Below are 26,573 nucleotides of genomic sequence, written 5' to 3'. Positions count from 1 at the left end.
TGACGCAGGGGCAGTCCGGAGCGAAGGCTCCGGACCGCAATCGTTGACCCGCGCCCCCAGGCCGCCGCCGCCCCGGGCTCCAAAAGAACCAACACCCGCCACCAACAGGCACCAACAGGCACCAACAGGCACCAAACAACACCGGCAGTTGGCAGTTGGTAGCGGGCAAGCAACAAGCGAACAGCAGCAGTCTCCAAAGGGATTTCCCGCATCCCCCCCGCACCACCCCAAGCCTCCCGTAAACTTCCCCCAAAAAAGCACGCGCAAAAAAAACGGCGCAAGGGGCCGGGGAACATCCCCCGGGAAAAAGCAAAGCCATGTTCGCCGACCTGAATCACCTCTCGCACCACGCCGCCTGGCGCCGGCAATTGGAACTGCTGCTGGAATCCGCCGGCGAAGGCATCTACGGCATCGACCTGCGCGGCCGCTGCATCTTCATCAACGGCCCCGGCGCCGCCATGCTCGGCTACACCCCCGACGAAGTCGTCGGCCGCAACATGCACTACCTGATCCATCACTCCCACGCCAACCGCGCCCTGATGCCCGTCCACGACTGCCGCATCTTCCGGGCGTTTCGCGAAGGCCGAGGCGAACGCGTCGACGACGAAGTGCTGTGGCGGCGCGACGGCTCCTGCTTCGACGCCCAATACGCCTCTTACCCCATCCTCAACGACGAAGAAGTCGTCGGGGCCGTCGTCACCTTCTCCGACATCACCGACCGCAAGCGCATCGAACGTGAACTGGAACGCCGCGTCGGCGAACGCACCGCGGAACTCAGCGACGCCCACGATTCGCTTCGCCGCCTGTCCTCGCACCTGTCCAGCCTGCGCGAAGAAGAACGCGCCCACATCGCCCGCAACATCCACGATGACCTGGGGGCGTCTTTCACCGCCTTGCAGCTGGACCTGAACTGGCTGCGCCGCCAACTGGGCGCCACGCCCGCGTTGCAGACCCACGTCGACCGCATGCTGGAAGTCACCCAGATCGCGATGGGCGCCACCCGCCGCATCCTCAGCGACCTGCGCCCCGTCGTCCTGGACCACCTTGGCCTGTGGGCCGCGCTGGAAACGCTGCTGCAGGATCTGCAGGCCCGCACAGGCCTGCAATGCCGCTACCTGTGCCCGCCCGACACCGAACGCCGGCGCCTGGACCGGAACGCCGAAATCGCCGTCTACCGCATCGTCCAGGAACTGCTGACCAATGTGCAGCGCCACGCCCGCGCCCGCAGCGTCAGCGTCAGCGCCGCCTGGAGCGAAGACGGCCTGCTGCTGACCGTGGAAGACGACGGCATCGGCATGCAGCTGCCCGAAGCGCCCCGCACCTTCGGCATCCTGGGCATGCGCGAGCGCGCCCGCGGCATCGGCGGCGACCTGGCGCTGGACAGCGCCCCCGGGGCCGGCATGCGCGCCCGCCTGCGCCTCAACCCACCCTGACACCAGACATGGCCCTGAACCTGCTTATCGTCGACGACCACCTGATCATCCGCCGTGGCCTGGCCCGCATCCTGGAAGAGGATCCGCGCGTGGCCCTTGTGCACGAAGCCGCCGACGCGCCCTCCGCCTTGCGCGCCCTGCGCCAGGCACGCTACGACGCCATGGTGCTGGACGTGGCGCTGGGTGAACGCGACGGCCTGGACGTGCTGAAGACCGTGCGCGCCGACTACCCCGCGCTGGGCGTCGTGATGCTGTCCGTCTACCCCGAAACGCAGTTCGCCGTGCGTGCGCTGCGCACCGGCGCCCACGCCTATCTGAACAAGGGCTGCGACCCCGACGAACTGCTGGCCGCCCTCGCGAACGCCGCCGCCGGCAAGATGTACGTCACGCCCGCCGTGGCCGAACTGCTGGCCCAGACCGTGCGCCAGGACAGCTCCCGCCTGCCGCACGAGCTGCTGTCCAACCGCGAATTCCAGGTATTGCAGCTGCTGGTGGCCGGCAGGTCGGTATCGGCCATCGGCGAACAGCTGGCGCTGTCGGTCAACACGATCTCCACCTACCGCAGCCGCATCTTCGAAAAACTCGGCGTGCGCACGCTGGTGGAGCTGGTGGCCTACGCCAACACGCACCAGCTGGGTGCGCCATAGCCGTGCGCGCACCAGCGCGGCGCACGGCCCGCACCGCGTAGTAAAGGCACTACACGCATATCGTCGAACCCGGGATACCGGCCCCGCGCGGCCGGCCCCATGATGGCTCCAACCCAGTCTGGCCGGAGCCATCCCATGTCCCTATTCAGCAATCCGTTCGACGCCGACACCCGCCTTGCCTGCGCTTGCGGCCGCCACGCCTCGCAAGCCGAACATGACGCCGCCCGGCAATCCGCCACGGACAACGCCGTCGAGCAGGCGGTGATGCGCGCGCTCTTCCCGCAGGATGCGCTGCGCCGCCGCTTCCTGCGCGCGGTGGGCAGCGGCACCGCAATGGCGGCCATCGCGTCCATCTTTCCGCTGGCTGCCGCCCGCGAAGCCTTCGCGCAATCTGCCGGCCCGCTGGAGAAGCAGAAGCTGAAAGTCGGCTTCATCCCCATCACCTGCGCCACGCCCATCATCATGGCGCACCCCATGGGCTTTTATGCCAAGCAGGGCCTGGACGTGGAAGTGGTGAAGACGGCCGGCTGGGCGTTGATCCGCGACAAGGCCATGTCGGGCGAGTATGACGCCGCGCACATGCTGTCGCCGATGCCGCTGGCGATCTCGATGGGCGTGGGCGCCAGCCGCGCCGTGCCATGGACGATGCCTGCCGTCGAGAACATCAACGGCCAGGCCATCACCCTGTCGATGAAGCACAAGGACCGTCGCGACCCGAAGGACTGGAAAGGCTTCAAGTTCGCCGTGCCGTTCGACTACTCCATGCACAACTACCTGTTGCGCTACTACCTGGCTGAACACGGGCTGGACCCCGACACCGACGTCCAGATCCGCTCCGTGCCCCCTCCCGAAATGGTGGCCAACCTGCGCGCCGACAACATCGACGGCTTCCTCGCGCCCGACCCCGTCAACCAGCGCGCGGTATATGACGGCGTGGGCTTCATCCACACACTGTCCAAGGCGATCTGGGACGGCCACCCTTGCTGCGCGTTCTCTGCCAGCAAGGAATTCGTGACCACGATGCCCAACACCTACCAGGCCTTGCTGAAAGCCATCATCGAAGCCACCGCCTACGCCCGCAATCCGGCGCACCGCAAGGAAATCGCCACCGCCATCGCGGCGCCCAATTACCTGAACCAGCCGGTCACGGTGGTGGAACAGGTGTTGACCGGCACCTACGCCGACGGGCTGGGCAAGGTGCTGAGCGATCCCAACCGCATCGACTTCGATCCCATGCCCTGGCAGTCTTTCGCCGTATGGATCCTGACGCAGATGAAGCGTTGGGGCCAGATCAAGGGCGATGTGGACTACCAGAAAGTGGCCAGCGACGTCTTCCTGGCGACCGACGCCGTGCGCCTGATGCGCGAAGCCGGCTTGACCCCGCCCGCCGAAACGGCCAAGACCTTCAGCGTCATGGGCAAGCCCTTCGACCCCGCCCAACCCGAGGCCTATCTGGCCGGCTTCAAGATCCGGAGGACCTGATGCGGTCCGTGCAACACTGGCGGGCGACGTTCCTGTCCGTCGCCTTGTTCCTGGCTTTCCTGCTGCTGTGGCACGTCGCCACCCGCCCCGACACGGGGGGCGCGGCGGTAGACCCGGCCTACGCCGCGCTGGTCGGCAATGCCGCGGCCAGCGGCTCGAAGACGCCCTTTCCCGGCCCCGCCGACGTCGGCGCGCAACTGTGGCAGCACCTGAAAGACCCCTTCTACGACCGCGGCCCCAACGACAAGGGCATCGGCGTGCAACTCGCCTATTCGGTGGCGCGCGTGCTGACGGGCTTCGGGCTGGCGGCGCTCGCGGCCATCCCGCTGGGCTTTCTCATCGGCATGTCCAAGACCGTCTACCGCGCCTTCGACCCGTTCATCCAGGTGCTCAAGCCGATCTCGCCGCTGGCTTGGATGCCGCTGGCGCTCTACACCATCAAGGACGCTGACACATCCGCCATCTTCGTCATCTTCATCTGCTCGCTGTGGCCCATGCTGGTGAACAGCGCCTTCGGCGTGGGCGCCGTGCGGCAGGACTGGCTGAACGTGGCGCGCACGCTTGAGGTGTCGCGCCTGCGTACCGCCCTGCAGGTGATCCTGCCCGCCGCCGCGCCCACCATCATGACGGGCATGCGCATTTCGGTGGGCATCGCCTGGCTGGTGATCGTGGCCGCCGAGATGTTGATCGGCGGCACCGGCATCGGCTACTTCGTCTGGAACGAATGGAATAACCTGTCCATTGCGAACATCATCTGCGCCATCTTCTTCATCGGCCTGATCGGCATGCTGCTGGACACCCTGCTGGCGCGCGCCGCGCGGCTGGTCAGCTATCGGGAATGACGCCATGAGCCAAGCTTTCCTGCAAGTGCAAGGCCTGGGCAAGCGCTACCCGGGACGCAACGGGCAGCCCCAGCCGCCCGTCTTCGAGAACATCGATTTCACGATCGAACAGGGCCAGTTCGTCTGCGTGATCGGCCATTCCGGCTGCGGCAAGACGACCATCCTGAATGTGCTGGCCGGCATCGACGACACCAACGAGGGCATCGTCATCATGGACGGCCGCCAGATCGCCGGGCCGTCGTTGGAACGCGGCGTGGTATTCCAGGCGCACGCGCTGCTGCCGTGGCTGACCGCGCTGCAAAACGTGGAATTCGGCGTGCGCTCGCGCTGGCCGGCATATCGCCGCGAACAAGTGCGCGAACACAGCCTGCGGTATCTTGATATGGTGGGCCTGGCGCAAGCGGCCGGCAAGAAGCCCTGCGAGCTGTCGGGCGGCATGAAGCAGCGCGTGGGCATTGCCCGCGCCTTTGCGATACAGCCCAAGATGCTGTTGCTGGACGAGCCTTTCGGCGCGCTGGACGCGCTGACCCGCGGCACCATCCAGGACGAGCTGCGCGGCATTGTCCAGGAAACCCGCCAGACCGTATTCATGATCACGCACGACGTGGACGAAGCGATCCTGCTGTCGGACCGCATCCTGCTGATGAGCGCGGGCCCTTATGCCCGCATCGCCGAATCCGTCAGCGTGGACCTGCCGCGCGACCGGACGCGGGCCAGCCTGCACCACGAGCCCCGCTACTACGAAATCCGCAACCATCTCGTCGACTTCCTGGTCGACAAGGCATCCCACAAGGAGTGAATCCCATCATGATGTCCCGCGCTGAAGTCACCGAACTGGTCGTCACCCGCAAGCTGGAAAAGAAGCTGACGTGGACCGCCATCGCCGAAGCCGTCGGCCAGAGCAAGGAATGGACCACGGCCGCGCTGCTGGGCCAGATGACGCTGACCGAGGAACAGGCCCTGGCCGCGGCGCGCGTGCTGGACCTGCCCGAGGCCGCCGTCGTGCAACTGCAAGTGGTGCCCTACAAGGGCTCCTTGCCGACGTCGGTGCCGACGGATCCGCTGATCTACCGCTTCTACGAACTGATCAGCGTCTACGGCACCACGTTCAAGGCGCTGATCAATGAAGAGTTCGGCGATGGCATCATGAGCGCCATCGACTTCAAGATGGACCTGTCGCGCGAGGCCGATCCCAAAGGCGACCGCGTGCAGATCGTCATGAGCGGCAAGTTCCTGCCGTACAAGACATATTGATGGCGCAGGCCCCATCCGGGGCCTGGTCCTAGTCTTCCACCGCCAGTTCTTCCCAGGCCAGTTCGCGGGTCCGCTCCAGCGTTGCCGTGACCCGGGCCGCGGCCTCGCGCACCGCTTCGGGCAGGTCCTGCCCGGTCAGCAGCTTGGCCGTCAGGCTGGCCATGAACACGTCGCCCGTGCCATGCACGGACGGCGGAATGGCGATCTCGGGGTGGGTCACCACGCTGGCCTTTTCCCGCGTCACGACTGCCAGCTGCAAGGTGCCGGGGGCCGCCGCCATCGGGGCGGCGCTGGTCACGACGATCCATTCGGGCCCTTGCGCGATCAGTTCGCGCGCTGCCTGCACCACGTCTTCGATCGACGCCAGAGGGCGGCCCACCAGCAGTTCCAGTTCGAAATGGTTCGGCGTCATGCCGTCGGCCAGCGGCACCAGCAGGTCGCGGTATTGCGCGACCAGGCCGGCGTCAACATACAGGCCGTCGTTGCGGTCGCCCATCACGGGGTCGATATGGACGCGCAAGTCCGGGCGCGCCGCGCGCACCGTCGGCAGCCAGCGCGCCAACAAGTCCGCTTGCCCCGGCTGACCCAGGTAGCCGCAGACGACCGCGCGCGCCACGTTGGTCACGCCGCGCTCGTCCAGCCCCTGCAACAGCCCCTCGAACCAATCCAGGGGCACCGCGCCGCCATGCAGCGTCGGATAGTGCGGCGTGTTGCTCAAGATGACGGTGGGCACCGCGATGGCCCGCAGGCCCGCGCGGCGGAAGATCGGCATGGCGGCGTTGTTGCCGACGTAGCCGTAGACGACTTGGGACTGGATGGAAACGATGTCCACCTGCGCGGTGTAGGCGGGCAACGCTGCGCCCGGCGCGGGGGCAGCGGAGATTGCGGTCATACGGCGGGCTCCTGAGGGGAACGGGTTGCAAGCCGGCGCAACGCCGGCTGTGCCTCATTCTAGGGCCTTAATCGGACCTAGTCCCGTCCGCTATCCCGGCCGCCCTCCCGGCCAGCCGCCACCAGCCACCCCGCGCCGTCCATCACCGCGTCCGCGATGCCCGCCAGGTGCGGCGCATAGGGATACGCCACCGACGACACGATCTGGCATTGCGCCAGTTGCGGATGGGCGGCGTTCAGCAGGTATTGGAAACCGCCCGCCGGCGACGGCACCCGCAGCAGCAAGGTGTCGCCGCGCGCCAGCCAGGCATTGCCGACCGCCCGAGTCACCGGCAGGTCGGTCTCCCAGTGCAAGGGCGGGTCGGCATCACTGACGGCATCGTCCGGCGCCAGCACCTCCAACAGGAAATAATGGCTGGGCAAGGCCCGCGGATGCCCCACCTCCGACAAAGCCAGCCGGGCAAACACGGCCGCAGCCGGATTCGCGTCCAGCACCACCACCGGCGCGCCCGCGCCATGCCAGCGGCCCGCCGGCCGGGCCCGCGGCTGCAGGTCCTGGCTATTGCTCAAGCGCCAAAGCGCAATCATGGGCCGTTTCCTTCATCGATATTGACGAGCCATTGTTCGATCATCACGGCGTGCCGCCCATGCTGGCATAGCGACAAGGGCACCCGTCCAAGCAGGCGCCGCTTGGGGCTGCACAACCACTGGCGCGCCTGATCGCGGCCGCCGAACACCAGTTCGGCCAGCCACGTCACCCGCAACGCCCGGTACAGCACCCGCAAGTCCGACAAGTCCAGCCCCAATTCGCGAGACGCGTCCCGGGCGCGCGTTGGGGCCAGTTCGGGCACCAGCGGAAACCAGCGCCCCAGTTCATCGGGATACGTCTGCCGCAACGCCTGCAGCAGCGCGCCGGCGGACTGCAAGCTGGCGGGCGGTTGGGCGTTGCCCAGCGCCAGCTTCAGCCGGGCATCCAGCCGCCGGCCAATGGCCGGGGCAAGCTGCGCCGCCGTCGCGTCACGGGGCCCGGGCGACGGCCGGGTTGACCGCCGGGGCGGCCGCGGTTTGTTCAAACGCGGCATTGAGGGCCGCGCCATCGATGCTGACGGTACCGGCATTCAACAAGCCCTCCAGATAGGCCCGCGCGGCCAGTTCCTGACGTTGGGAGCGCAGCGCGGCGCGCAGCGCTTCTTTCACCTGATCGAATGGCGTGACGCTGGCGGCGCGCAAGGCGGACAGCTTCAGGATGTGGAACCCCGCCGCCGACTGCACCGGCGCCGACACCTCGCCCTCTTTCATCTGCTCGATCACCGGACGCATCTCGGGCATCAACTGCGTCAGTGGCACAAACCCGATGTCGCCGCCTTGTGCGCGCGAGGTGTCGTCGCGCGAGTAGCTCTGCGCCAGCGCCGCGAAATCGGCCTTGGGCGCCTGGGCCCGCTTGACGAGGTCCTGCGCTTGCTTGCGTGCCGCCGCGACGGCGTCGGCATCGCCCAGCGCCGCGGGCAGGAAGATCTGGCTGACCCGGTATTCGGCCGGCACCGCCAACTGCGGCTTGGCGCGCTCATAGGCGGCTTGCAGATCGGCTTGGCCCGGATAGTCGTCCGGCGCCCGGCTGACAGACTCCAGATAACTTTGCAGCACGATCCTTTCCTGCGCGGCCTGGAACGCGCGCTTGAGTTCCGGCTTGTCCTGCCAGCCTTGCGCCCGCGCCTGCTCGACCAACGCCTTCTCGGCCAGGCGGGCACGCAGCCATTGGTCCAGCCCCGTCCGGTTTTCCTTCAACTGCTCGCGCGCCTGCGGCGGCATCGTCTGCAACTGGCGCAGCAGTTCCTCGCGGTCGACCTGGACCGCGCCCAGCGTGGCGATCGCGGGCGGCCGGCTGGCGGGCACGGCAGGTGCGCTGACCGATGCCGCTGCAGACGGGGTGGCGGACGCCACCGTCTTGGGCGGCGCGGTTTCACTGCTTTGGGCGTCTTTGCCGCGCATCAGCGCGATGGCGCCGGCCAGCACGGCAATGAACAGCACCGCGGCTGTCAGACGCAGCCGGTTGGAAGCGCTCAGGGTCTTGGTCATGATGGAAACCTCTGTATGGCATCAGCGCGCCGCCGGACACCTATGCATCCGGCGGCGCGCAGCGGGGGCGCGTTACGCGGCAACCGTCGTATCGGCCGTCTCAGCCTCGGCGTCTTGCGACGCTTCGGCGGGGGCGTCAGCGGCAACCTCCTGGGCCGACGCATTGGCGCGCAGGAACAGCAGGAATTCCTGCAGCAGGCGATCCCACAGTTCGGTAGTCGCGCGCAGATAGTTCTCGGACACGCCGCCGGCCACGATCACGTCCAGCTCCAGCACCAGGAACACGCCCTGCACCGACAGGCGGGCGAAGCGCTTTTCCACGTTCCAGCGGTCGGCCAGGCCGGCCGGCAGCTCGCCTTGCACCCGCAGCGCGCAGCTCAGCGTGTAGTCCAGATAGTGGCCTTCCTGCTGGGCCGGATTGCCCAGGCGGGCGGCAAAGCCCACACCCTGGCTGGCGCTCAGCAACTGGACCATGCCGTTCTGTTCGGACAAGGTCACGCGGTAGCCCAAGGATTGCAGCAGCGCCTGCAGGCGTTCGGCGTTCACGTCGAGAATCAGGCTGGTTTCGGTCATTTCGGTATTTCCTGGATAAAGAAAAATGGCAATCGGGGGACAGACTACGGGTTGGACGTTGCAGCCGCTTGACTCCGCGGCACCTGCGCGTCGTACAGCTTGTCGCCATACGCCTGCGCCTGCTCTTCGAACTTGACGCGCGCCTTGCCCGCGAAGGGCTGCTTGAGCGCCAGAATGTCGCCGGTGCTGATGCGTTCATAGGCGGTAAGAATTTCCTTGCCCGCCTCGTACATGTCGCGGTTCTTGGCCACGCAAACCTTGACCTCCTCGTCGCGCTGCGCCAGGTTGCGGGCCAGCGTCTGGCGTTCCGTCTCCTTGGCGCGCGTCAGCGCCAAGAGCTCGTCGTACGCGCCCTTGAACTTGCCCAGCTGCGCATGGCTGGCCGCGATTTGCGCCTGGGCGCTTTCCATCACCGCGCCCTGCTGCTCGGCCAGCTTCTCGGCCTGCCCGCGGCTCTTGGCCAGTTGCCCGCGCAGCGACTCCAGCTCCTTTTGCGCGGCGTCGCGCTGCGCTTCGGCCGCGGCTTTCGCCGCGTTGACCTGCGCCTGCTCGCTTTGCAACTGCTGCAACTGCTGCGTGGTGCTGCGCAGCTGGGCGCGCAGGCGCTCTTCCATGCTTTCGGCCTGCGCGCCGCCGGCCAGGCTCAGCCCGGCCGCGCACAGGGCCACAGCGGCGGCGAACCGCCGACCGCGACCCGCTGAGGGCGAGTGGCGGGTTTCATCCCATACGATGTGCATGTCCATGGCCTTTAGAACCTGGCGTTGATTTCGAACTGCATCGTGTCGATGGCCAAGGGCGCACCGTAGATTTCCTTGGTGCTCATCCAACGGAAGACGCCGTAGACGTTCTTCTCGAAGGCGTAGCCCGCGCCGATGTAGTAGCCGCGCGCGTTCGTGCCGCCCTGGTGGAACGTCGAATCGTTGAACGCGTCGGGCAGCGCATCCGGCTGGATGTACTTGTAGCCAACGAAAGCCAGCCAATCGCCCTTTTCCTTCAGGTCATACGACCGGCCCAGCGTGGCCTGCAGCATCCAGGCGTTGGGGCCGCTCTCGATATCGCCGTTCTCACCGAAGTTGTTGACGATGTAGCCCTGCGAGCGGCTGGCCATCTTGCTCTTGCTGTAGGCCAGGTTGCGGATGTAATTGCCGTTCAAGCGCAGGCCCAGGCCGTCGAACACGCGCGTGTCCCAACGCAGGTTCAGGTCCAGCAAGTCGAACTTGGACGCCAGGCCCACGTACTGCGGCTGCGGCGTATCGGCCGGATTGAGCGGATTGGGCGCGATGTTGCGCAGCAGGAACAGCGTGTTGCCCTTCTGCATGAACGCCGGACGCGACCAGTCGGTGTCGCAGTTCTCATCGCCCGCCCAGGGCGAGCAGGAGCTGGAGCGTTTGCCCGAGATATTGTCGAAGTGGTAGTAGGCCAGCGCGCCGCGCAGGCTGTTCTGGTTGTTGATCTTCCAGTCGGCGCCAACCTGCGCGCCCAGCAACCACTTGTTTTCGGTGCTGCCTTCGGTCATCGACGACGAGTTCCAGCCGTTGTTCGCGTATTCGGTGGCGAACCCGCCCAGCGTGCCGAAGAGCGTCACGTCGCGGCCTTCCAGGGGGTGCTTGAAAATGGCGGCGACCCCGTCGAAATTCAGGTCGTTCGAGAACAGCGTGTCTGTCGATTCGAACGGGTTGGCGATACGACCACCCGTGACCGTGGCCCACTTGGCGGGGCGGTACGTCAGGTAGGCCTGGTCCAGCCAGATGTCCTTCTTGCCCATGCCGCCGCCCAAGGTCTGGGAAGTCGACACCGGGCTGTCGTCGCTGCCGGTGGCCAGCCGGATGCCGGCCGTCCACGCGTCAGCGAGTTCGGCGCGCACGCCCAGGCGCGCACGGATGCGCAGCTGGTTGCGGCGGTCTTCGCGCGTGTTCAGCATCGGCGGGTAGCCGCCGTTGGTGTTGGGGTTGACGTCGTACGGCCCCTTGGCGTTGAGCTTGGCGAAATCGGTGATTTCGTTGCTGTTGCCCCCGTTGTAGAAGCGCGACTCGTCGCGCACGCGCACGTCGCCTTCCACCGTGATGCGCGATACCCAGTCGGGGAAGGTGTTGGGCTGCGCCCAGTTCTCTTCCTTGGCCTGCACCATGACCTCGGCCTTGACCTCGTCGCGGATCTGGTCGCGCACGGTCTGCGGGATGTAGGGCACGCGCACGTCGCCGGCTTGCGCCACGGCCGCGCCGCGGTCGGGGGTGGCCTGGCGCGCGGTCTTGGCTTCGGCTTCGGCCTGCGCGACCAGCGCGTCGGCCTGTTCGGGCTTGAGCACGCCTTGCTGCACCAGCAGGCGGATCAGGTTGATGGTGGCGTTCTCGGACGGCGCGGGGGCGCTGTGGGCCGGCAGCGCGGCGGCACTCGCCGCGGCCAGCGCCAGCGATGCCGCCAGCCGATTCAGTTCGAACTTCATTCTTTAGTCACTCCGGGATCAGGTCTGTTCGGGATTTTCAGGACGGCCGGCGGCCGGTCAGCGACGCTCGGATGGGCATGTTGGCCGAGGCCGGCGGGCGCTCGTCCAGGCCCGGCACGGCACGCAAGGCGGCGACCACGCGCGCGTCGACGTCGGCGTCGCCGCTGCCGCGGGTCAGTTCGACCCGGGTGATCTGGCCCGACGCCGTGAGCCAGATGTTGGCTTGCAGGCGGAAGGTCAGATTGCGGGTGCGCTCGTCTTCGCGCAGGATTTTCTGCAGCGCGTAGGCGAGGTACTGGCTATACGTGGCGTTGCCTGCGCGGCCACCGCCGCCGCCCGCCATGCCCTTGCCCTGCCCCGCGCCGATGTTGAACGCGTCGTTGCCGGCCTGCGCATCGCCGTCGATCTGCATCGGATTGGCCAAGTCGTCGGCCGGACGCGGCGGCGCCTCGTCCTGCGGCTTGGGCGGTTCAGGGGTGGGCTGCGGCTCGGGTTCGGGCGTGGCCACGGGTTCTTCCTTGGGCTGCTCGGGCTCCGGCGGCTTCTCGGGTTCGGGCGGCGGCGGCGGGGGCGGCGGCAACGGGATGATGGCCGTGACCTTGGGCGCATCGCGCCGGACGCCGGACATGTCGTTGGCCCAGCGCCATAGCGCGTAGGCCGCCACCGCCGCGGCCACCGCCACGGCCGCCAGCTTCAGCCAGCGGCGCGCCGGATGCGGGACGCGCGAGGAATCGGATGCGTGTTGCGGCATGACGTTGGTCCCGGCCCCTATTGCGGCTTGCCGGTAACCAGGCCGACCTGGGCAAGCTCCAGGCGGCGCAGCAGATCCAGCACTTCCACGACCTTCTGGTACTGCACGGCGGCGTCGCCGCGCACAATCACCGGAAAGTCGGGGTTCAGCGCTTTCTCCGTGCGCAGCCGGTCTTCCAGCTCGGGCAAGGTGACCGGATAGGCGTCCAGGAAAACCTGGCCGGCGTCGTTGACGGAAATCGCCTTGGTCTTGGGCTGCGACAAGGCCATGGTGGAACTGGCCTTGGGCAGGTTGACCTTGATGCCGGCGATCTGCGCCGTGGCGGTCAGGATGAACATGACCAGCACGACCATCAGCACGTCGACCAGCGGCGTGATGTTGATGCCGTCCACGGGCGCGTCGTCGTCATCGTCCTGGGATGCGGATACGGAAGCCATGGGTGCTCCTTATGCCTCGGCGGGCGCGGGTTGCGCATCGCGCGCGGCCGCGCGGCTGGCCGCCGGCGCACGCATTGCGGGGTGATGGGCGGCTTCCTGCGCCTGCGTCTCGCCGTGCACTTCGGCCAGGCGCGTCACGAATTCGTCGACGAACACGCGCATGTCGGCGCTGACTTCCTTGTTGCGCGAGACCAGGCGGTTGTAGCCAAACAGCGCGGGGATCGCGACGAACAGGCCCATCGCGGTGGCCAGCAAGGCCGCGGCCATGCCGGGGGCGATGGCGTTGATGTTCACGTCGCCGGCCATGGCCGTGCCCAGGAACACCACCATGATCCCCAGCACCGTGCCCAACAAGCCGATGTACGGGCCGCCGGCGATGGCGTTGGACAACGAGCCCAGCTTGGCGCCCAGCGCCTGGTTTTCCTTGGTGCGCACAGCGTCCATCGACGCGCGGATGGCTTCGATGGTGGCCGCCGAGATCGACGTCGTGTCGGCGCCCTGGGCGCGGCGCGTGCGGATCTCGTTGACCGCCACACGGTACAGGCGCCACAGCGAGGCGTGCTCCACGCGTTGCGCAAGGCCGGCGTCGTCGGCCAGCATCTCCAGGCGCTTGCCGACATTGGCGAAGGACTCCCGGAAGGCTTCATTGGCGCGCGCCAGGCGGGCCACGTTGCGGCTCTTCTTGATCATGATGATCCAGGACTGCACCATCATCAGCACCAGCACGCCGATGATGATCCAGGCGTCGACCGGCACCGCCTTGAGCAGGAAGCCCAGGCCACCGAAGCCAAAGCCCGACTGCTCTTCGTCGGCACCGTAGGCGACCAGGCGCGATTCCGCCCCCTGCGAGCTTGCATCGGCATAGATCAGCGCGGCGGGACGCGCCACCTTGGAAAGGCGCACTTCGTCGATGGCGCCCACGAAGGGGGCATAGACCGGATGCGGGAGGGCGGCGGGTGCGGCTTGCTCCGGCACCGTGCCGTCCGCAGCCGGGGCGGCGGCAGGCGCCACGGGTGCGGCCGGCGTGGGGACGTCGCCACCCAGGGCGGCAGTCGTGCCAAGCGGCGGCAGGCTGGCGGCCAACGACGCGGTGGCGCGGCCGTTTACGTACAGATGGACCTGGCTGCCGTCGGCCGTCACGGCAAGATGCTGCCAGGCGGCCGGCGTCAGCGGCTGGCCGGGCTGGCTGCGCTGGCCGTTCACTTCCACGAAGGGCACGCCCTGGTTGATACCAATCAGCAAGGCGTTGCCGGCGTCGCGGCGGGCATAGACCAATTGTTCGCCGGCCGGCTGGTCGGCGCGGACCCAGGCGCTGAACGTGAAGGCGCCTGCGGCGGGAATGGCCAGCGACGGGCTGGCGGGCAGCATCAGCGGGGCTGCGCCCGTGAACTGCGCGGCACGGCCGATGACGCCATCCACGGCGGCGCCCGTCGGCGTCTGCCCGTGGTTGCTGTAGGCGGTGGTGTCGCGCGGCGGCGCGCCGGCCGCGCCGTCGAAGTGGTAGACCAGCGTGTAGTTGGGGTCGAAGGTCAGTTGCCCATTGGCCGAGGCCGGCGCCTTCTGGTTGCCGTAGTACATCCAGATGTCCTGGCGCTGGCCATCGGCCACCTCAGGCACGTCCACCCACACCAGCGCCATGCCCAGCAACGGGTCGAAGGATTCCAGCTGGTGGTTCAGCACGGTCTGGTCGTCGGCCGCCACGAAGCGGATGTCGGCGCCCTTCTCGTTGATACCGTCAAAAGTGAAGTTGCCGGTGTGCAGGCGCACGAGCAGCGGCGTGCGGCCGGCCGAGCCGCCCAGCGGCATGCCCTGCGCGGTGCTGTCGACGGTGATTTGCTTGCGGTACTGCCAGTCGGGCTGCCACCAGGCGTTGGCGGCGGACGGCAATACGCCGGCCAGCACGGTCAGTAGGAGCATCAATAAGCGTTGCATGGTCAAGACTCCGGGAAGAATGCGGGTGTCGCGTGCGCTCAGAAGCTGGCGCGTACGCTGAAGTTCAGGCGGGGATCGTGTTTGCGGGTGTTGGGGCCGTCCTTGAGCGGGTAGCCCCAGTCCAGCGAACCGGACAGCCAATCCAGCACTTGCAGGCGTGTACCCAGGCCGACGCTGGCAAGCGAATAGCTCGCGTCCTGTTCGGGCATGGGGTCGCGCAGGCGCAAGGTGGCGGCGTCGGCAAAGGCGTAGAAGCGCCATTCGTTGACGTTGGCGCCCAGCCAACGGGCCAGCGACGGCGTGCGCCATTCGACCGAACCCAAGAGGCCGTCATCGCCGGTGCGCTCGGCGGCCAGGTAGCCGCGCACGCTGGTCGCGCCGCCGGCCGAGAACTGCTCGTTGGATACCAAGGCGCCGGAAGCCAGCTGGAACGAGCCCCGCAGGCCCAGCTGCCAGTCGCCGAACAGGTTCTGTGTGTGCGTGCCGTCGCCGCGCAGCAAGGCGAAGCTGGGGCTGGCCCGGTAGCGCTTGTCGTCGAATTCCTTCCAGCCGCTGCCTTGATTGAAGAAGGAGCCGCTGGCGCCCACCACGGACAGGCCCAGGCTGCTTTGCGACGACTCGGAATAGCGGTAGCCGTTATAGGCCAGCGTGAACGGCAGGTACTTGATCGGGATCTGGTCTTCGTTGGCGCCGAAGCGCGTGGCTTCGTCGAACTTCTTGTAGTCCAGACCGATGGACAGCGAATTGCTCCAGTCGCCTTGCGGCTCCATCGTGTAGATGGCCGACAGGCCGAAAGAATAGCCCTTGCCCAGCACGTTGGTGCCGCCGATGGTGGCGACGTTGCTGTCGCTCTTGTAGCCCGAGAACTGCAGGCCCCAACGGCTGGAGAGCGGCATGGAATACGAGCCCGACCAGACCTTGGCGTTATCGGTTTCCTGCGGCGCGGTGAAGAACGTCAGGCTGACGGAGTGGCCCAGTTGCCACAGGTTGTCGTAGCCCAGCGACGCCGTGCTGCGCAAGCGCGTGGTGTCGGCGCTGTAGTCGTTGTTCAGGCCCACGCTGGCGTGCCAGGGGCTCTTGTCTTCGACTTTCAGGTCCACGTCCATCGTGCCCGGCATGCGGCCTTCCTTCACCAGCGGCACGACCTGGCGGGTAGCGCCCTTGTTCAGGCTGGTCAGTTCGGCTTGCGCGCGGTTGAAGTTGGGCACCTGGCCCTCCTGCAGTGCCGGCACCTCGTCCCGGATCGCCAGCGGGGAATAGTGCTGCGCGCCCACCACCCGCACGCGTCCGACCTTGGTTTCGGACACTTGCAGGAACACGATGCCGTCGGCGACTTGCTGCTCAGGCAGGTCCACGTACACCGACTGGTAGCCGCGGTCCTGATAGATGGCCTGCAGGGCTTCGCGCGCGGACTCGATGTCGGCCAGCGTGCGGTCCGGTCCCAGATAGGGATAGACGGCGCGCTCGATGTCGCGCGCTTCAAGCACAGTGTTGCCGCGCACGATGTACTCGTTGATGTTGACGCGACGCGCGTCGGTAGCCGTGGCCGCAGCCGGGGCCGCTTCCGGCGCCGCTTGCGCCCACGCCGCGTTGATGGCGGCCGTCAGAACGAAGGCTTGCGGCGCGCGGCGCAATATGGCGCGCAACGCGCTGCCCCTACTTTCGAAATCATGCATAGCGATGCACTCGGTTCCTTGTGTGAAAACCGGTTGGTACCGGCCGCTGCCGTGCCGTGCGCTTCGCGACAATCCCGTTACGGTTTTTGCCTGCTATCCCGCGTCCACAGCTTCTGCTTGTTACTAGACGTACTGGGGCGCCCAAGACCGCGCGTTGTAAGAAAAACTTCATGAAAAAGAATCGGGGCGGCTGCGCGGAGGGGATTCTGGCGGGGCCTGATGACGGCGCTAGCATGCAAGGCGCAAAAAAAAGCGGCCAGTGGATACTGGCCGCTGCATGACAGCGCGATGACCGCCGGCGGCGTGCCGGCGTCCCGTCACATCGTCAGCTTGCGCCGTTCGTCTTCCCGCAAGGCGCCGGCCTCGCGGGCATTGAGCGGACCCGCGCCCAGCACTTGCACGGCGCTGGCGGCGTCATACGCCGGCGCAGAGGCCGATGGGCCGCCTTGCGGTGCCGCGGCGGCGCCGGCCACGGGTTCGTCGCCGTATCCCAGGATCTGCACGTTGATCACCGATGGCTGGTTCTGGCGCGCCTGGCTCTGCGCGCGCTGGGCCGAATCCTGCGCCGCATTGACCGCCGAGGTGGCCGCCGCGCTGGCCGAGGACAGCGCGCCGGTGTTGACGGACGCCGCGACCGGCACGCCCGCGCTGTCGCCCTGCGCCTGGATGTTGGCCGCGTTCACCACCTGCAGGGCCGCGATGTTCACGTTGCCCGACACGCGGATGCCGGCCTCGCCCGCATCGATGGTGCCCAGCGGCGCATACAGATCCACGTCGCCCGCCGGCACCTCCGGCAACGGCGCCAGCGTCGCGATGCCCGCGCCGGTGCTAGGCGCGTTCGGCGACAGGGTCACGTTGCCGAACGCGTCATAGACGCGCTTGGGCGGCGTATACAGCACCGTCGTCTTGGAACCGCGGCCCGCGTTGATGTCGCCTTCTGCCGACCACGCCGTGATGCCGCCGCCAAACGTCGTCATGACGCGGCTTTGGCCCAGCAGGATGCTGCCCAGCGCGTACAGCTGGATGCTGCCCTCGCCCTGCGTGATGATGCCCGCTGAGGCCGGCGGCGCAACGCCTTCCACGCCGAACACTTGCTTGCCGCCCGGCGTCATCAGCTGGATATCGCCGCCGAAGGTGCTGCGAATGCCCGCGCCGCCGTAGAGCGTCAGGTCGCCTTCGTAGGCGCCCGGCGCCGTGTCGGAGAACAGCGCCGCGATGGCCTGGCGGCCGCGCAGGTAACTGCCTTCGCGCGGGCTGGACTTGTCGTTGTATTCCCGTCCGCCCGCGCGCAGTTCGGCGAAATACACCTGGCGGGCGAAGATGCGCTGCTGCTCCGCCGGCAAGGCGGCGAAATAAGCGCGCGCATCGTCCGTGCTGCCGGCAAAGCCGTAGCGTTGCGTCAACCACAGCAGCAGTTCCGCCTCGTACGTCTTGAAGGCCAGGCCCTGGTCCACCAGCGGACGGCTCGGGTCCGCCGCGTTGGCCGGATCCAGATACCGCGCCAGGAAGCCCGTGTAATCCGGCCCCTTGGCGCCCACGCCCGCCAGCACGGCGATCGATGCGCCGGGGCGGTGGTCGCCCGGCATTACCGCGCCCAGGCTGTTGATGGACGCCCGGTCGCCCATCAGCACATTGCGGCCGGCAGTGACTTCCAGCGAGCCCGGGCCGGCCACCTGGAACGAACTGTAGAGAATGTCGCGGCCCGCCGACACCCGCGACACATCCAGCGCGTCGCGGTGCAGGAACAGATTGCCCGACGAGGTGGCCGAGGCCACGCCCGCGGCAAAGTAGTAGCCGTTGGTCGTCGGCACGTTCAATTGCACGCCGGTATTGGTGCCCGACGCCACGATGTCGCGCCCAGCCATCATCCACACCGGGCCTGCCGCCTCGTACCAGGTCTGTCCCAGGTTGGGGCCGGCGATGATGGCCAGCGTTTCACCGCTGCGCAGCCCCACGATGTCGCCATCGCGGGCATACAGGCGCGTAACCTGGCCGGACCCGACGGCACTGGCAGTCGCCGCGTCGAAGTGGAACAGCGGGAAGTGCGCGTTGCGAACGCCGGCGATGCCGTTGGCGCCCTGGTTGCTCAAGGTGACCGCGCTGGTGGCCTGCGAGGTATAGCCCGCGAACGCCGGCGCCAGCACATTGGCCACGCTGGCCGGATCGGCCCCCGAGCGGTTGATGGCGTAGCCGCCCGCGTAGATCGAATTGCCCGCCAGCAGCTCGAGCTGGCCGCGTGCGCCCGGCGCCAGCGTCAGCGAATAAGGCAGGCCGCCGTCCTCGGCGTTCAGGTAGCCGGCCGAGACGCCCGCATAGATGCTGCCGTCGTACGCGGTGGCGCGCAGAATCGAAGGGTACAGATAGCGCGCATCCGACGCGGAGGTGTTGCGGCCGGTCTGCAACGCCAGCCCCTGGCCGCTGTGCGACGTCTGCCGGCTGGGCGTCAGGTTGCCGCCCGCGCTGGACAGTTCAATGGCGGTGTTGGCCGTCCACATCGAAAACCAGCTGTAGCCGCCGCCATCGATCTGCGTGCCGTCGCGCAAACGGAACGGCGTGCTGTTCTGCAGCGCGACACGTCCCGGATCGCTGGCGCCGCCCACCACCAGGTCGCCACGCGTGTCCAGCCGGATCACCGCGTCGCCCGGAATCAGCGCCAATCCGCCGGTGGCGCTGCCCAGCGACGATTCATAGGGATCGTAGCCGCGGCTGTCCTTGGCGTCGCGCAAGGCCGGCTGGCTGCCGTAGCGTAGATCCAGCCCGCCGATCGCGCCGCCCGCGAACTGCACATTGCCGCGCAGGTTGATCAGCGCGCCTTGCATGTCGATGGCGGGATCGCCGTAGTACGGCGTGGGCCCGGAGGTCGACGACACGGCGCCGCGGGCATTCTGCGTGGGGTTGAGCGCCCCGCCGATGCGCAGGTCGATATCGCCGCCGCCGGTCAACGTCATGCCGCCGTCGGCCGCGATGCGGCCGGTGCTGCCCACCGCCACGACCAGACCCTGGCTGCGCGGGTTGCTGCGCGAACCGCGCGACTCGATGTTGCCGGCATCACCGTCGGTGCGCACGCTGACATTGCCGCCGCCCAGTGCGCCAAAGCCGGTAAAGCCCACCAGCAACGGCGTGGTGTCCTTGAAGTCCGACGGCGCCCGGGTGTAGCTGCCGAAGTTGATCCACCATGCGGTCGGCGTATCGCCGCCGTTGGCGCTTCCCGTCCCCTGGCGCCACAGCCAATTGCCGATGCCCACGCTGGCATCCACCCTGCGGGCATCGAACGTGCTTTGCGCCGTCTGGCCCCACGCGTCGCCGCGCAACGCGCCGCCGGCGTACACGCTGAGGTTGCCCCCGGCTTCGGGATACCAGGCCTGGTAACCGCTGCCCGCGGTCACGAACGGCTCATACGTCGCCGCATGCTCGTCGCCCAGCACCGTGGCGCCGAAGCGCCCGCGCGGCAATTGATAGGCGGACGCAATGTTCGCGGACTGCGTGCCGGCGGTGTACACGCCATAGGCCGACATCAGGCTGATATCGCCCCCCGCGCTCAGGTCCAGATCACCGGTGCCGGTGCGCAGCACGCTGAAATTCTGCGTATGCGGCGTCACCGAGACCGCGTTGGCGTCACCGCGCTCGCAGAATCCTTCGATGATGTCGCAAAGCCATGCCATGTCGTCCGGCACCGGCGTGCCGGGCTCGTACCCTGACTGCTCGGCGTCCGGCCCCCAGACCCACCCGCCGCCCTGGACCAGGCTGGCGTTGTAATGCGTGTCCGCCAGCGTCAGCTTGCCGGCGGCCGGCCCGGCGAGCACGCGGCGCGGATCGGCCGCGTCCAGGTCGGCGCCGGCCACCAGTTGCACCGACCACGACTGGCTGCCCGCCGGCAGCATCTGGGCCACGGCCCAATTGCGCCGCTGGTCTGCCGGCGTGTCCGGCCGCAGGTCCACATAGTCGGTCCCGGCCGGGAATACCAGCTTGGTCTGCGACGGAATGAACGCGCCTTGCTTGAGCGTAATGGTGCCTTCCATCAGCAGCACGTTCGGCTCATAGCCCTGCGTGGTGTACAAATTGGGCAGGGCCACGTTAGCGGGCCAGGTGAACGACTGCAGCGACGTGCCGCCGGCCAGCAGCGTGCCCGCCCCCAGGCGCGTGCCGGCAGGCAGGTCCACCGCGTGGCTCAGCACCGTGCCGGCGCCGTACAGCAACTGGCCGGACGCATCCCGCACGTCGCCCGACAGCACCGTGCCGCTGGCGAGAGACAGCTCCTGGTCAAGCGCCGCCTCCACCGGCAAGCGGGTGCCGGCCGCCAGTTTCACGGCCTTCAGGGGCAAGGGATAGTTCAGGGTCTTGCCGCCAGGGAATTCGGTGCCGTCGGCAAGCGTGACACCGCCGCGCGGCAACACCACGTCGCCGCCAAACGGCTGCACGCCGGGCGTCAGCACCCAGCCGTGCTCGTCGTCCGGCGTGGCGGCCGGCGGCGCGAAGCCGTCGTTGATGCTGCCGTAGACGTCCAGGTTGCCCTTGGCGCGCAGGATCAGCGCGCCGGCCTCGCCCGAGCCGTATACCCCCGTCAGCGGCGAGCGCGGATTCACGCCCGCGTAGCGGTAGCGCGACAGGTCCAGGTCGCCCTGCACCACGAGATCGCCGTCGGCGGTCTTGCTGACGATTTCCACACCGGGGCGCAGATGGAACACGTCACGATACGCGGCGTTGTTCAGGCCTGCCAGCTTGCCGTTGATCAGGTTGCCATTGACCACCGCCGCGCCCATGAAGGCCGTGCTGTCGTCGTGCTTGGCATCCAGGTAGGCCTGATTGATGATCTGGTATTCGCGGCCGTTGGCTCGGTCGCCGGGGTTGCCTGCCTCGGCATCGTCATAGCGTTGCAGGGCGGTCAGCGTGATCGACTTGGCGCCGTCGATCGCGAGCGGGCCGCGCGCCTCGATCGCGATGTCGCCATAGCGGGCGGCGGCCCCCGGCGCCCCGCCGCCGTTGATTTCCGTGTTGCCGGCCGCGTCGATGCGCGGCGCCAGCAATTCCAAAGTGCCGCGTTGCACGCCGTCGTGCTGTCCCGTGGCGGAGGTGCCGTGGCGCAGGTCGATGCGCGCGCCGCCGGCCAGGGTCAGCACGCCTTGGCCTGAATTCAGTTCCACCACCGCGCGGTTCGGCGCGTCGATGATCTTGCCGTAGCTGTCCACGCGCAGCACCGTGCCGTGCGCATCCAGCACCGACGACCCCGCCAACGTCAGGCCGTCCCGCGCCGCCAGGCGGATGCGGCCGACCCGCTCGCCGCTGGCGTCCACCCGGCCCGCCACCGTCAGGCTGCCGCCGTCAATCGACACATTGACATCGTTGGCGCGCAGCGTGTCGCCCACCGTCAGGCTGCCTTGCTTGATCTGGAAACTGCGCGCCCCGAACACGCCGCCGTCATTCAGGCGTTGATTCAGTGCGTCGAAATCCGCATTCAAGCCGCCCGCCGCCCCCAGCCGCTGCGCGCGGATGTCGACGCTGCCCGCGCGGTACGGCACCGCGGTGCCGCCGGCGTCGTAGTGGCCCGAGCTGGCGCCCAGGATGCGGCCCAGCAGCTCCACCTGGCCCGCGGCTGCCGCCAAGGCCACGGCCCGCAGGCTGCCCGCGTTGTTCTCCTTGGCCGACAGATCGATCACCGAGCCAGCCTCTTGCCGGATGCCGCCCTGGCTGCTTTCCAGGATCAGGTCACCGCCCCAGCTATAGCGCAACACGTCGTTGAAGGCGATGGCGCGGCCGGCCACGTCCAGTTGCGAGGTGCCGCTCAGCACCACGCTGTCGCGGCCTTGCAGCGTCAGCTTGCCGCTGGGCAGCACGATGGCGCCGTCCACGCGCACATTGGCGCCCGCCAGGCTCAGTTCCGCGCCCAATTCCTGTACTGCTGCCGGCTGCGCGCCCGGCACGGCCGCCACGCGCACGTCGCCACCGGCCGTGATCTTGTTCACGGCCCCCGCCAGGCCGGTCAACAGCGGCGTGTTCAGGTTGAGATTCCCGCCGAGATAGGTGTAGCCGCTGCCGCTGACATACCCGCCTTGCGATTCATACACCGCCAGGCTGCCACGGTGATTGGCCGTGATGCGTTCGCTGGCGTTCAGATTGACGCTGGCAAAGCCCAGCGCCAGGCGGCCGTTGTCGTCCAGCCCGCTGGGCTGCGCCCCCTGGCCGTAGCCGAACTCGATGCGTTCGGCCTCGATGCGCAGCACACCGTGGCCCGTGCCGGCCCCGCCTGCCGCCACCGCCCCCGGCGCCTGCGTGGCGCCGTTCCAGACCAGGTTCTGGGTGCGGATGCTGGCCTCGTCGCCGGCAGCGCCGTAGCCGTAGATGGCCGGCGTGCCCAGCGACAGCGTGGCCAGGCTGTATTTGCCCGTGAGCGGGTCGCGCGTATCCAGCGCGACGGTGCCGTAGAAATTCATGGACTCGCGCGCCGTCAACGTCAGCCGCTCCAACGCCGGAGCGCCGGTGCTGGCGTCCCCGCGCAGCAGACGGCCCAGGATGCCCTGGTTCAGCGTCAGCCCGTTGGGCAGCACGCCGCGCGCGGCCGCCTGCGCCAGCGCATCGGCGGTGCCCGCGTTGATCGCCCCGACCGCCAGCGTCAGGTTGCGCGTGCCGTACGACACCTGCTCGCCCAGATCGAAGGTGCCGTTGGTGGCCGCGGCGATCGTGCCCTCGGAATACAGCCGCGACACGCCTTCGCAGGACTGCGCCGCGCAGGTGCCGATGCGGATCGCGCCCGCGCCGAGCGCATCGGGCGCCAGCACATCCAGGCGGCCGTTGGAGACGGCCAGCAACCCCGTGCTGCCGGGTTCGAACGCATACCCGTTGGTCGAATCCACCGACGGTGCGCCGCGGCCCAGCGTCGAGATGCCGGCGCCCGCTTCAAGCTCGATGGTCCGTGACGAAATCAATACCTCGGGCGCTGCCAGTTGCGCGCCGGCGCGCATCACCACATCGTTGGCGCCGCCCTGGAACGTGTAGAAGCGGCCGCCCTGGCCGTACATCACCACAGGCAGGGCGCCGATCACCAAGCGGCTGGCGCCCAGCGCGGCCAGCGCTTCGGCCTGCACCGACGCGCCCGCAAAGCCTGCGGTGGGCGCCTGGCCCGCCGCCAGGATCTCAACGCTCGAGCTGCCGCCGCTGAGGGCCGCCGCGCCCCCAAATCCGCCCTCCGCGGGCTTGAAATCGGCCAGGCCTTCAAAGCGCAGCGCCTGCCCGTCCTGCGAACCGGCGTGGACCGCCAGACGCAAGGTGCGGCCGTCGGCCGGCAGCATCGCGCGCGGCACGCCCCGCGTGCCCGCATCGGCACGCACAAAGCTGGCATAGCTGGTCTCGTTGTACTGCGAATACGTGCGCAGCACGTTGGCCGGCGTCAGGATCACCGGGGTCGCCAGGCTGTCTGCCACCCGCGTGCCGGCGGTGGACAGCGTGCCGCTGGCCGCCCACGACAGATTGCGCATCTGCGCCGGCGCCATGGACGCGCCTGCCGTCGCACCCGCATTGATTTCGACTCGGAATGCGCCAGGCAACAACGCATACGTCGACGGCATCAGCGTATAGGTGCCGGCCGGCAAGCCCGGCACGCCTGCGCCGATCGTTATTTGCTGCCCCAGGCCCGGGGCCGAGGCGCCGGCTTCGCCGCCGGACGGCGCATAGCCCGGCTGCACGCCCGGCACGATGGCATAGACCGGGTTGGCCGCCAGCCCGGGCAAGGTGAAGCCGCCCTTGGGATTGTTGCGCACCAGCGGGGAATAGCGCGCGTCGGTCGAGCCGCCGCGTCCAGACACGAAGCCCGCACCGGTCAGTTCACCGCCGCCGGACAGGTCCAGCACCGATCCCGGCAACGCATCCACATCGCGGAATCCCAGCGTGATGCCCGTGCGCAACGATGCGCCGCCGCCTGAGCCGGTGGCGCCGCCTGCGCCCACCAGCGAGACTTCCGCGCCCTTGAACTTGTACGACACGCCATCAGTCGTGCCGCCGTAGGGCATCAACAGCCCCGCGCCGCTGACCGACGTCACGCTACCCGGCAACAACGTCAAGCGCTGCGTGCCTAGCGCCGAACTCACGTCGCCCAGGACGATGGCGCCGAGCGGCGCACGCACCACGCCGCCCTGCTCCACGTTGGTCGCCGCCAGGCGCAGCGAGCCAAACGCCGAATACGGCACGGCCGGCAGCGGCGCGGTGAGGCCGCCCGACCGACCCACGCGCAGCACGCGGGCGGGATCGAACACATTGACGCCGGAAACCGGGTTGCGGGTATAGCCCGCCAGCACCTCGGCCTCGGCGCCCGTCACCGGATACAACTGCGCGGCGATCAGGTCCAGATCGCCTCGCGTCCACAGCCGGGTGCGCGGCTCGCTGTCGTTCTGCAGCAAGAAGCGCAGGTCGCCGCCGCTTTCCAGCGTCACCCGGTCAAAGCCCGGCCGCGCCACGGCCAAGAGGCCGCCCACGCTGCGGTTGATACTGCCCTGGGTGCCGAACGACAGGCTGTTGCCCACTTCAAGCAGATCGGCGGCGCGCACCGTGAAGACGCCCGCCCCCACCGACGGCGCATCGCCGAACAGCACGCGCGGCCGGATCACGCCGTTGGTGGCGGTGTACTTGCCCGGCCCGGACAGCCGCAGCTGCGACGCCGCCAGGTTCACGCGTGTTGCCGCGTCGGCGTCCGGCGCCAGCGAAAACGCGCCGGCGTACAGACGCAGGCTTTGGCCGAGCGAGATATCGATCGCGCCGTCAAACGACATCAAGCCATTGGACAGCAGCCCCAACTGATCAAAGCCCGCGCCCGCCAACAGGCGCGAAACGTCCAGTCGGGCCTGTCCGTAACGCAGCGCGTCGGCTGCCTCGCCCGGTTTCAGGTCGGACGCCAAGGCGTCGCCTTTGCCTGCCGCCACTACCAGCTCGCGAGGCACCTGCACCTCCATGCTGGACGGGTTATCGCCCGCGCTGCGGTACAGCGGCGTTTCCAGCGCGATATCCAGGGCGCCGCCTGCGGCGCTTGCGCCGCCGGCCCGCGCGATGAAAGTGCCGTCCAGAAACAGGCCGTTGTAGGAGCTGAGCGCGATACGGCCGCCGTTGCGGTCCAGCTGCAAGGGACCCACCCCGTTCACGTCCACCGTCGCACTCGAACCGGACGCATCCAGCACGGCGCCCGGCCGGATGATGACGTAAGCGTCGGACGAGGTCGCCGTGGCGCGGTCATGATTGATCTCGCCGCCGACCACGATGACCCCGCCGGCGTCCGCCACGCCATAGCGGCGGCCCTGCGCATCCACACCGGTTTCCGCGCGGCCGGCCACGTTCAGCACCGCCTGCTCGCCGATCCAGATCGACCGGTTATGCACCTGGCCCGCTGCGGTCTCGATGGACTCCGCCACATCGATGTCGCCCATGCGCAGTTGGCGGATATCGATCTTGCCACCGGCCGCCGTCAACGCGCCCAGCACCGTGATCTGGCCTGCGCCGCGCAGTTGGATCGCTTGCCCCGGGTCCACATTGATTTGCGCGCCACGGCCGACCAGCAACGCCGCATCGGCGTCCGCCCCCGGCAGCGACAGGCTGCGGCCGCTTTGCAGCGACAGGCTGGCGCCGCGGCGGCGCGTCACCGTGCCTGCCACGGGGTCGTGCAGGTAGACAGGCGGCTGCCAGGTTTCCAATGCCGCGCGGGCCGGCGCGCCTGTCGCCAGCCCGATCGCGCCGGTCACCGGGCGATACACCGGCATCGATACGTCGATGCGCATGTCCTCGGCCACCGAGGCGCCACGGCTGCCAGTGATCTCGTAACGCGAGAACCCCTGCTGAAATAATGGCGCCGCCAGCGCCAGCACGTCATCGCCGGCGTCAGACGGTTTGGCGCCCAGCACGACCTTGCCCGCCGTCACGGCCAGCGTGCCGCCGCCTTCGACACCGTAGCCCCGCAGTTCCGCGTCCAGCACCAGCCGGCCGCCCGCGGCGGTACCGGCCGCCACCGCTTCCACGGTCACGTTGCCGCCCTTGCCGCCGGTGACTTTGCCCTTGGCGCGCAGCGCGGCGCCCGAGCTCACATCAACCACACTGCCGGCTTGCAGATCCATATCCAGCGAGCTGCGCAGCGACACGCTGCCGCCATTCAGGTACGGCATGGC

At 68.5% G+C, this 26,573-nt stretch carries 18 protein-coding genes; 6 read left to right on the top strand and 12 right to left on the bottom strand.

The features are described 5' to 3' along the window. Positions 1 to 317 precede the first annotated feature (317 nt). From ACO6D5_RS22000 to cynS, 6 genes are all read left to right on the top strand, one after another. Positions 318 to 1,433, top strand: a complete 1,116-nt coding sequence (locus ACO6D5_RS22000) for a sensor histidine kinase (RefSeq protein ID WP_485826522.1) — start codon at positions 318 to 320, stop codon at positions 1,431 to 1,433. An 8-nt stretch (positions 1,434 to 1,441) separates the two neighbouring features. Further along, complete coding sequence (locus ACO6D5_RS21995; RefSeq protein ID WP_485826521.1) at positions 1,442 to 2,080, top strand: response regulator; 639 nt, start codon at positions 1,442 to 1,444, stop codon at positions 2,078 to 2,080. Between the two features lie 135 nt (positions 2,081 to 2,215). Then, positions 2,216 to 3,562, top strand: a complete 1,347-nt coding sequence (locus tag ACO6D5_RS21990; protein ID WP_485826520.1) for a CmpA/NrtA family ABC transporter substrate-binding protein — start codon at positions 2,216 to 2,218, stop codon at positions 3,560 to 3,562. Beyond that, positions 3,562 to 4,404 (top strand): nitrate ABC transporter permease, encoded by an 843-nt coding sequence (ntrB, locus tag ACO6D5_RS21985; RefSeq protein WP_485826519.1) that lies wholly within the window; start codon positions 3,562 to 3,564, stop codon positions 4,402 to 4,404. The genes ACO6D5_RS21990 and ntrB overlap by 1 nt, the downstream gene beginning before the upstream one ends. Positions 4,405 to 4,408: 4 nt before the next feature. Then, a complete protein-coding gene (locus tag ACO6D5_RS21980) occupies positions 4,409 to 5,203 on the top strand; it encodes an ABC transporter ATP-binding protein (RefSeq protein ID WP_485826518.1) in 795 nt (264 codons plus the stop codon). A gap of 11 nt (positions 5,204 to 5,214) precedes the next feature. Next, on the top strand, positions 5,215 to 5,658 hold the full coding sequence (cynS, locus tag ACO6D5_RS21975; protein ID WP_485826523.1) for a cyanase: 444 nt from the start codon (positions 5,215 to 5,217) through the stop codon (positions 5,656 to 5,658). Between the two features lie 28 nt (positions 5,659 to 5,686). On the opposite strand, the gene pdxK is transcribed toward cynS, so the two are convergent. From pdxK to ACO6D5_RS21915, 12 genes are all read right to left on the bottom strand, one after another. After that, entirely contained in the window at positions 5,687 to 6,550 is an 864-nt protein-coding gene (pdxK, locus tag ACO6D5_RS21970; protein ID WP_485826517.1) for a pyridoxine/pyridoxal/pyridoxamine kinase, read from the bottom strand. Between the two features lie 77 nt (positions 6,551 to 6,627). Then, positions 6,628 to 7,137, bottom strand: a complete 510-nt coding sequence (locus ACO6D5_RS21965) for an RES family NAD+ phosphorylase (RefSeq protein ID WP_485826516.1) — start codon at positions 7,135 to 7,137, stop codon at positions 6,628 to 6,630. Beyond that, positions 7,134 to 7,631: an MbcA/ParS/Xre antitoxin family protein gene (locus ACO6D5_RS21960; protein ID WP_485826515.1), complete on the bottom strand. Its 498-nt coding sequence runs from the start codon at positions 7,629 to 7,631 to the stop codon at positions 7,134 to 7,136. The genes ACO6D5_RS21965 and ACO6D5_RS21960 overlap by 4 nt, the downstream gene beginning before the upstream one ends. After that, positions 7,567 to 8,625 (bottom strand): peptidylprolyl isomerase, encoded by a 1,059-nt coding sequence (locus tag ACO6D5_RS21955; RefSeq protein ID WP_485826514.1) that lies wholly within the window; start codon positions 8,623 to 8,625, stop codon positions 7,567 to 7,569. The genes ACO6D5_RS21960 and ACO6D5_RS21955 overlap by 65 nt, the downstream gene beginning before the upstream one ends. Positions 8,626 to 8,697: 72 nt before the next feature. Beyond that, a complete protein-coding gene (locus ACO6D5_RS21950; protein ID WP_315526795.1) occupies positions 8,698 to 9,198 on the bottom strand; it encodes a YbjN domain-containing protein in 501 nt (166 codons plus the stop codon). A gap of 44 nt (positions 9,199 to 9,242) precedes the next feature. Next, positions 9,243 to 9,935 (bottom strand): DNA repair protein, encoded by a 693-nt coding sequence (locus ACO6D5_RS21945; protein ID WP_485826513.1) that lies wholly within the window; start codon positions 9,933 to 9,935, stop codon positions 9,243 to 9,245. A gap of 11 nt (positions 9,936 to 9,946) precedes the next feature. After that, the gene (locus tag ACO6D5_RS21940; protein ID WP_485826512.1) at positions 9,947 to 11,641 is read right to left on the bottom strand and encodes a putative porin; all 1,695 of its coding nucleotides are present in this window, start codon (positions 11,639 to 11,641) and stop codon (positions 9,947 to 9,949) included. Positions 11,642 to 11,678: 37 nt separating this feature from the next. Beyond that, a complete protein-coding gene (locus tag ACO6D5_RS21935) occupies positions 11,679 to 12,392 on the bottom strand; it encodes a TonB C-terminal domain-containing protein (protein WP_485826511.1) in 714 nt (237 codons plus the stop codon). A 17-nt stretch (positions 12,393 to 12,409) separates the two neighbouring features. After that, positions 12,410 to 12,829, bottom strand: coding sequence for an ExbD/TolR family protein (locus ACO6D5_RS21930; protein ID WP_006222018.1), 420 nt, complete (start codon positions 12,827 to 12,829; stop codon positions 12,410 to 12,412). A 9-nt stretch (positions 12,830 to 12,838) separates the two neighbouring features. After that, the gene (locus tag ACO6D5_RS21925; RefSeq protein WP_485826510.1) at positions 12,839 to 14,761 is read right to left on the bottom strand and encodes a DUF2341 domain-containing protein; all 1,923 of its coding nucleotides are present in this window, start codon (positions 14,759 to 14,761) and stop codon (positions 12,839 to 12,841) included. 38 nt (positions 14,762 to 14,799) lie between these two features. Next, a complete protein-coding gene (locus ACO6D5_RS21920) occupies positions 14,800 to 16,437 on the bottom strand; it encodes a ShlB/FhaC/HecB family hemolysin secretion/activation protein (RefSeq protein ID WP_485826509.1) in 1,638 nt (545 codons plus the stop codon). A 317-nt stretch (positions 16,438 to 16,754) separates the two neighbouring features. Beyond that, the coding region (locus tag ACO6D5_RS21915; RefSeq protein WP_485826508.1) for a filamentous hemagglutinin family protein at positions 16,755 to 26,573 on the bottom strand (9,819 nt) is incomplete at its 5' end.

Source organism: Achromobacter sp. (genome assembly GCF_057314935.1).
Note: the sequence above shows the minus strand (reverse complement) of the source record. Positions and strands in the feature narration are given on the sequence as shown.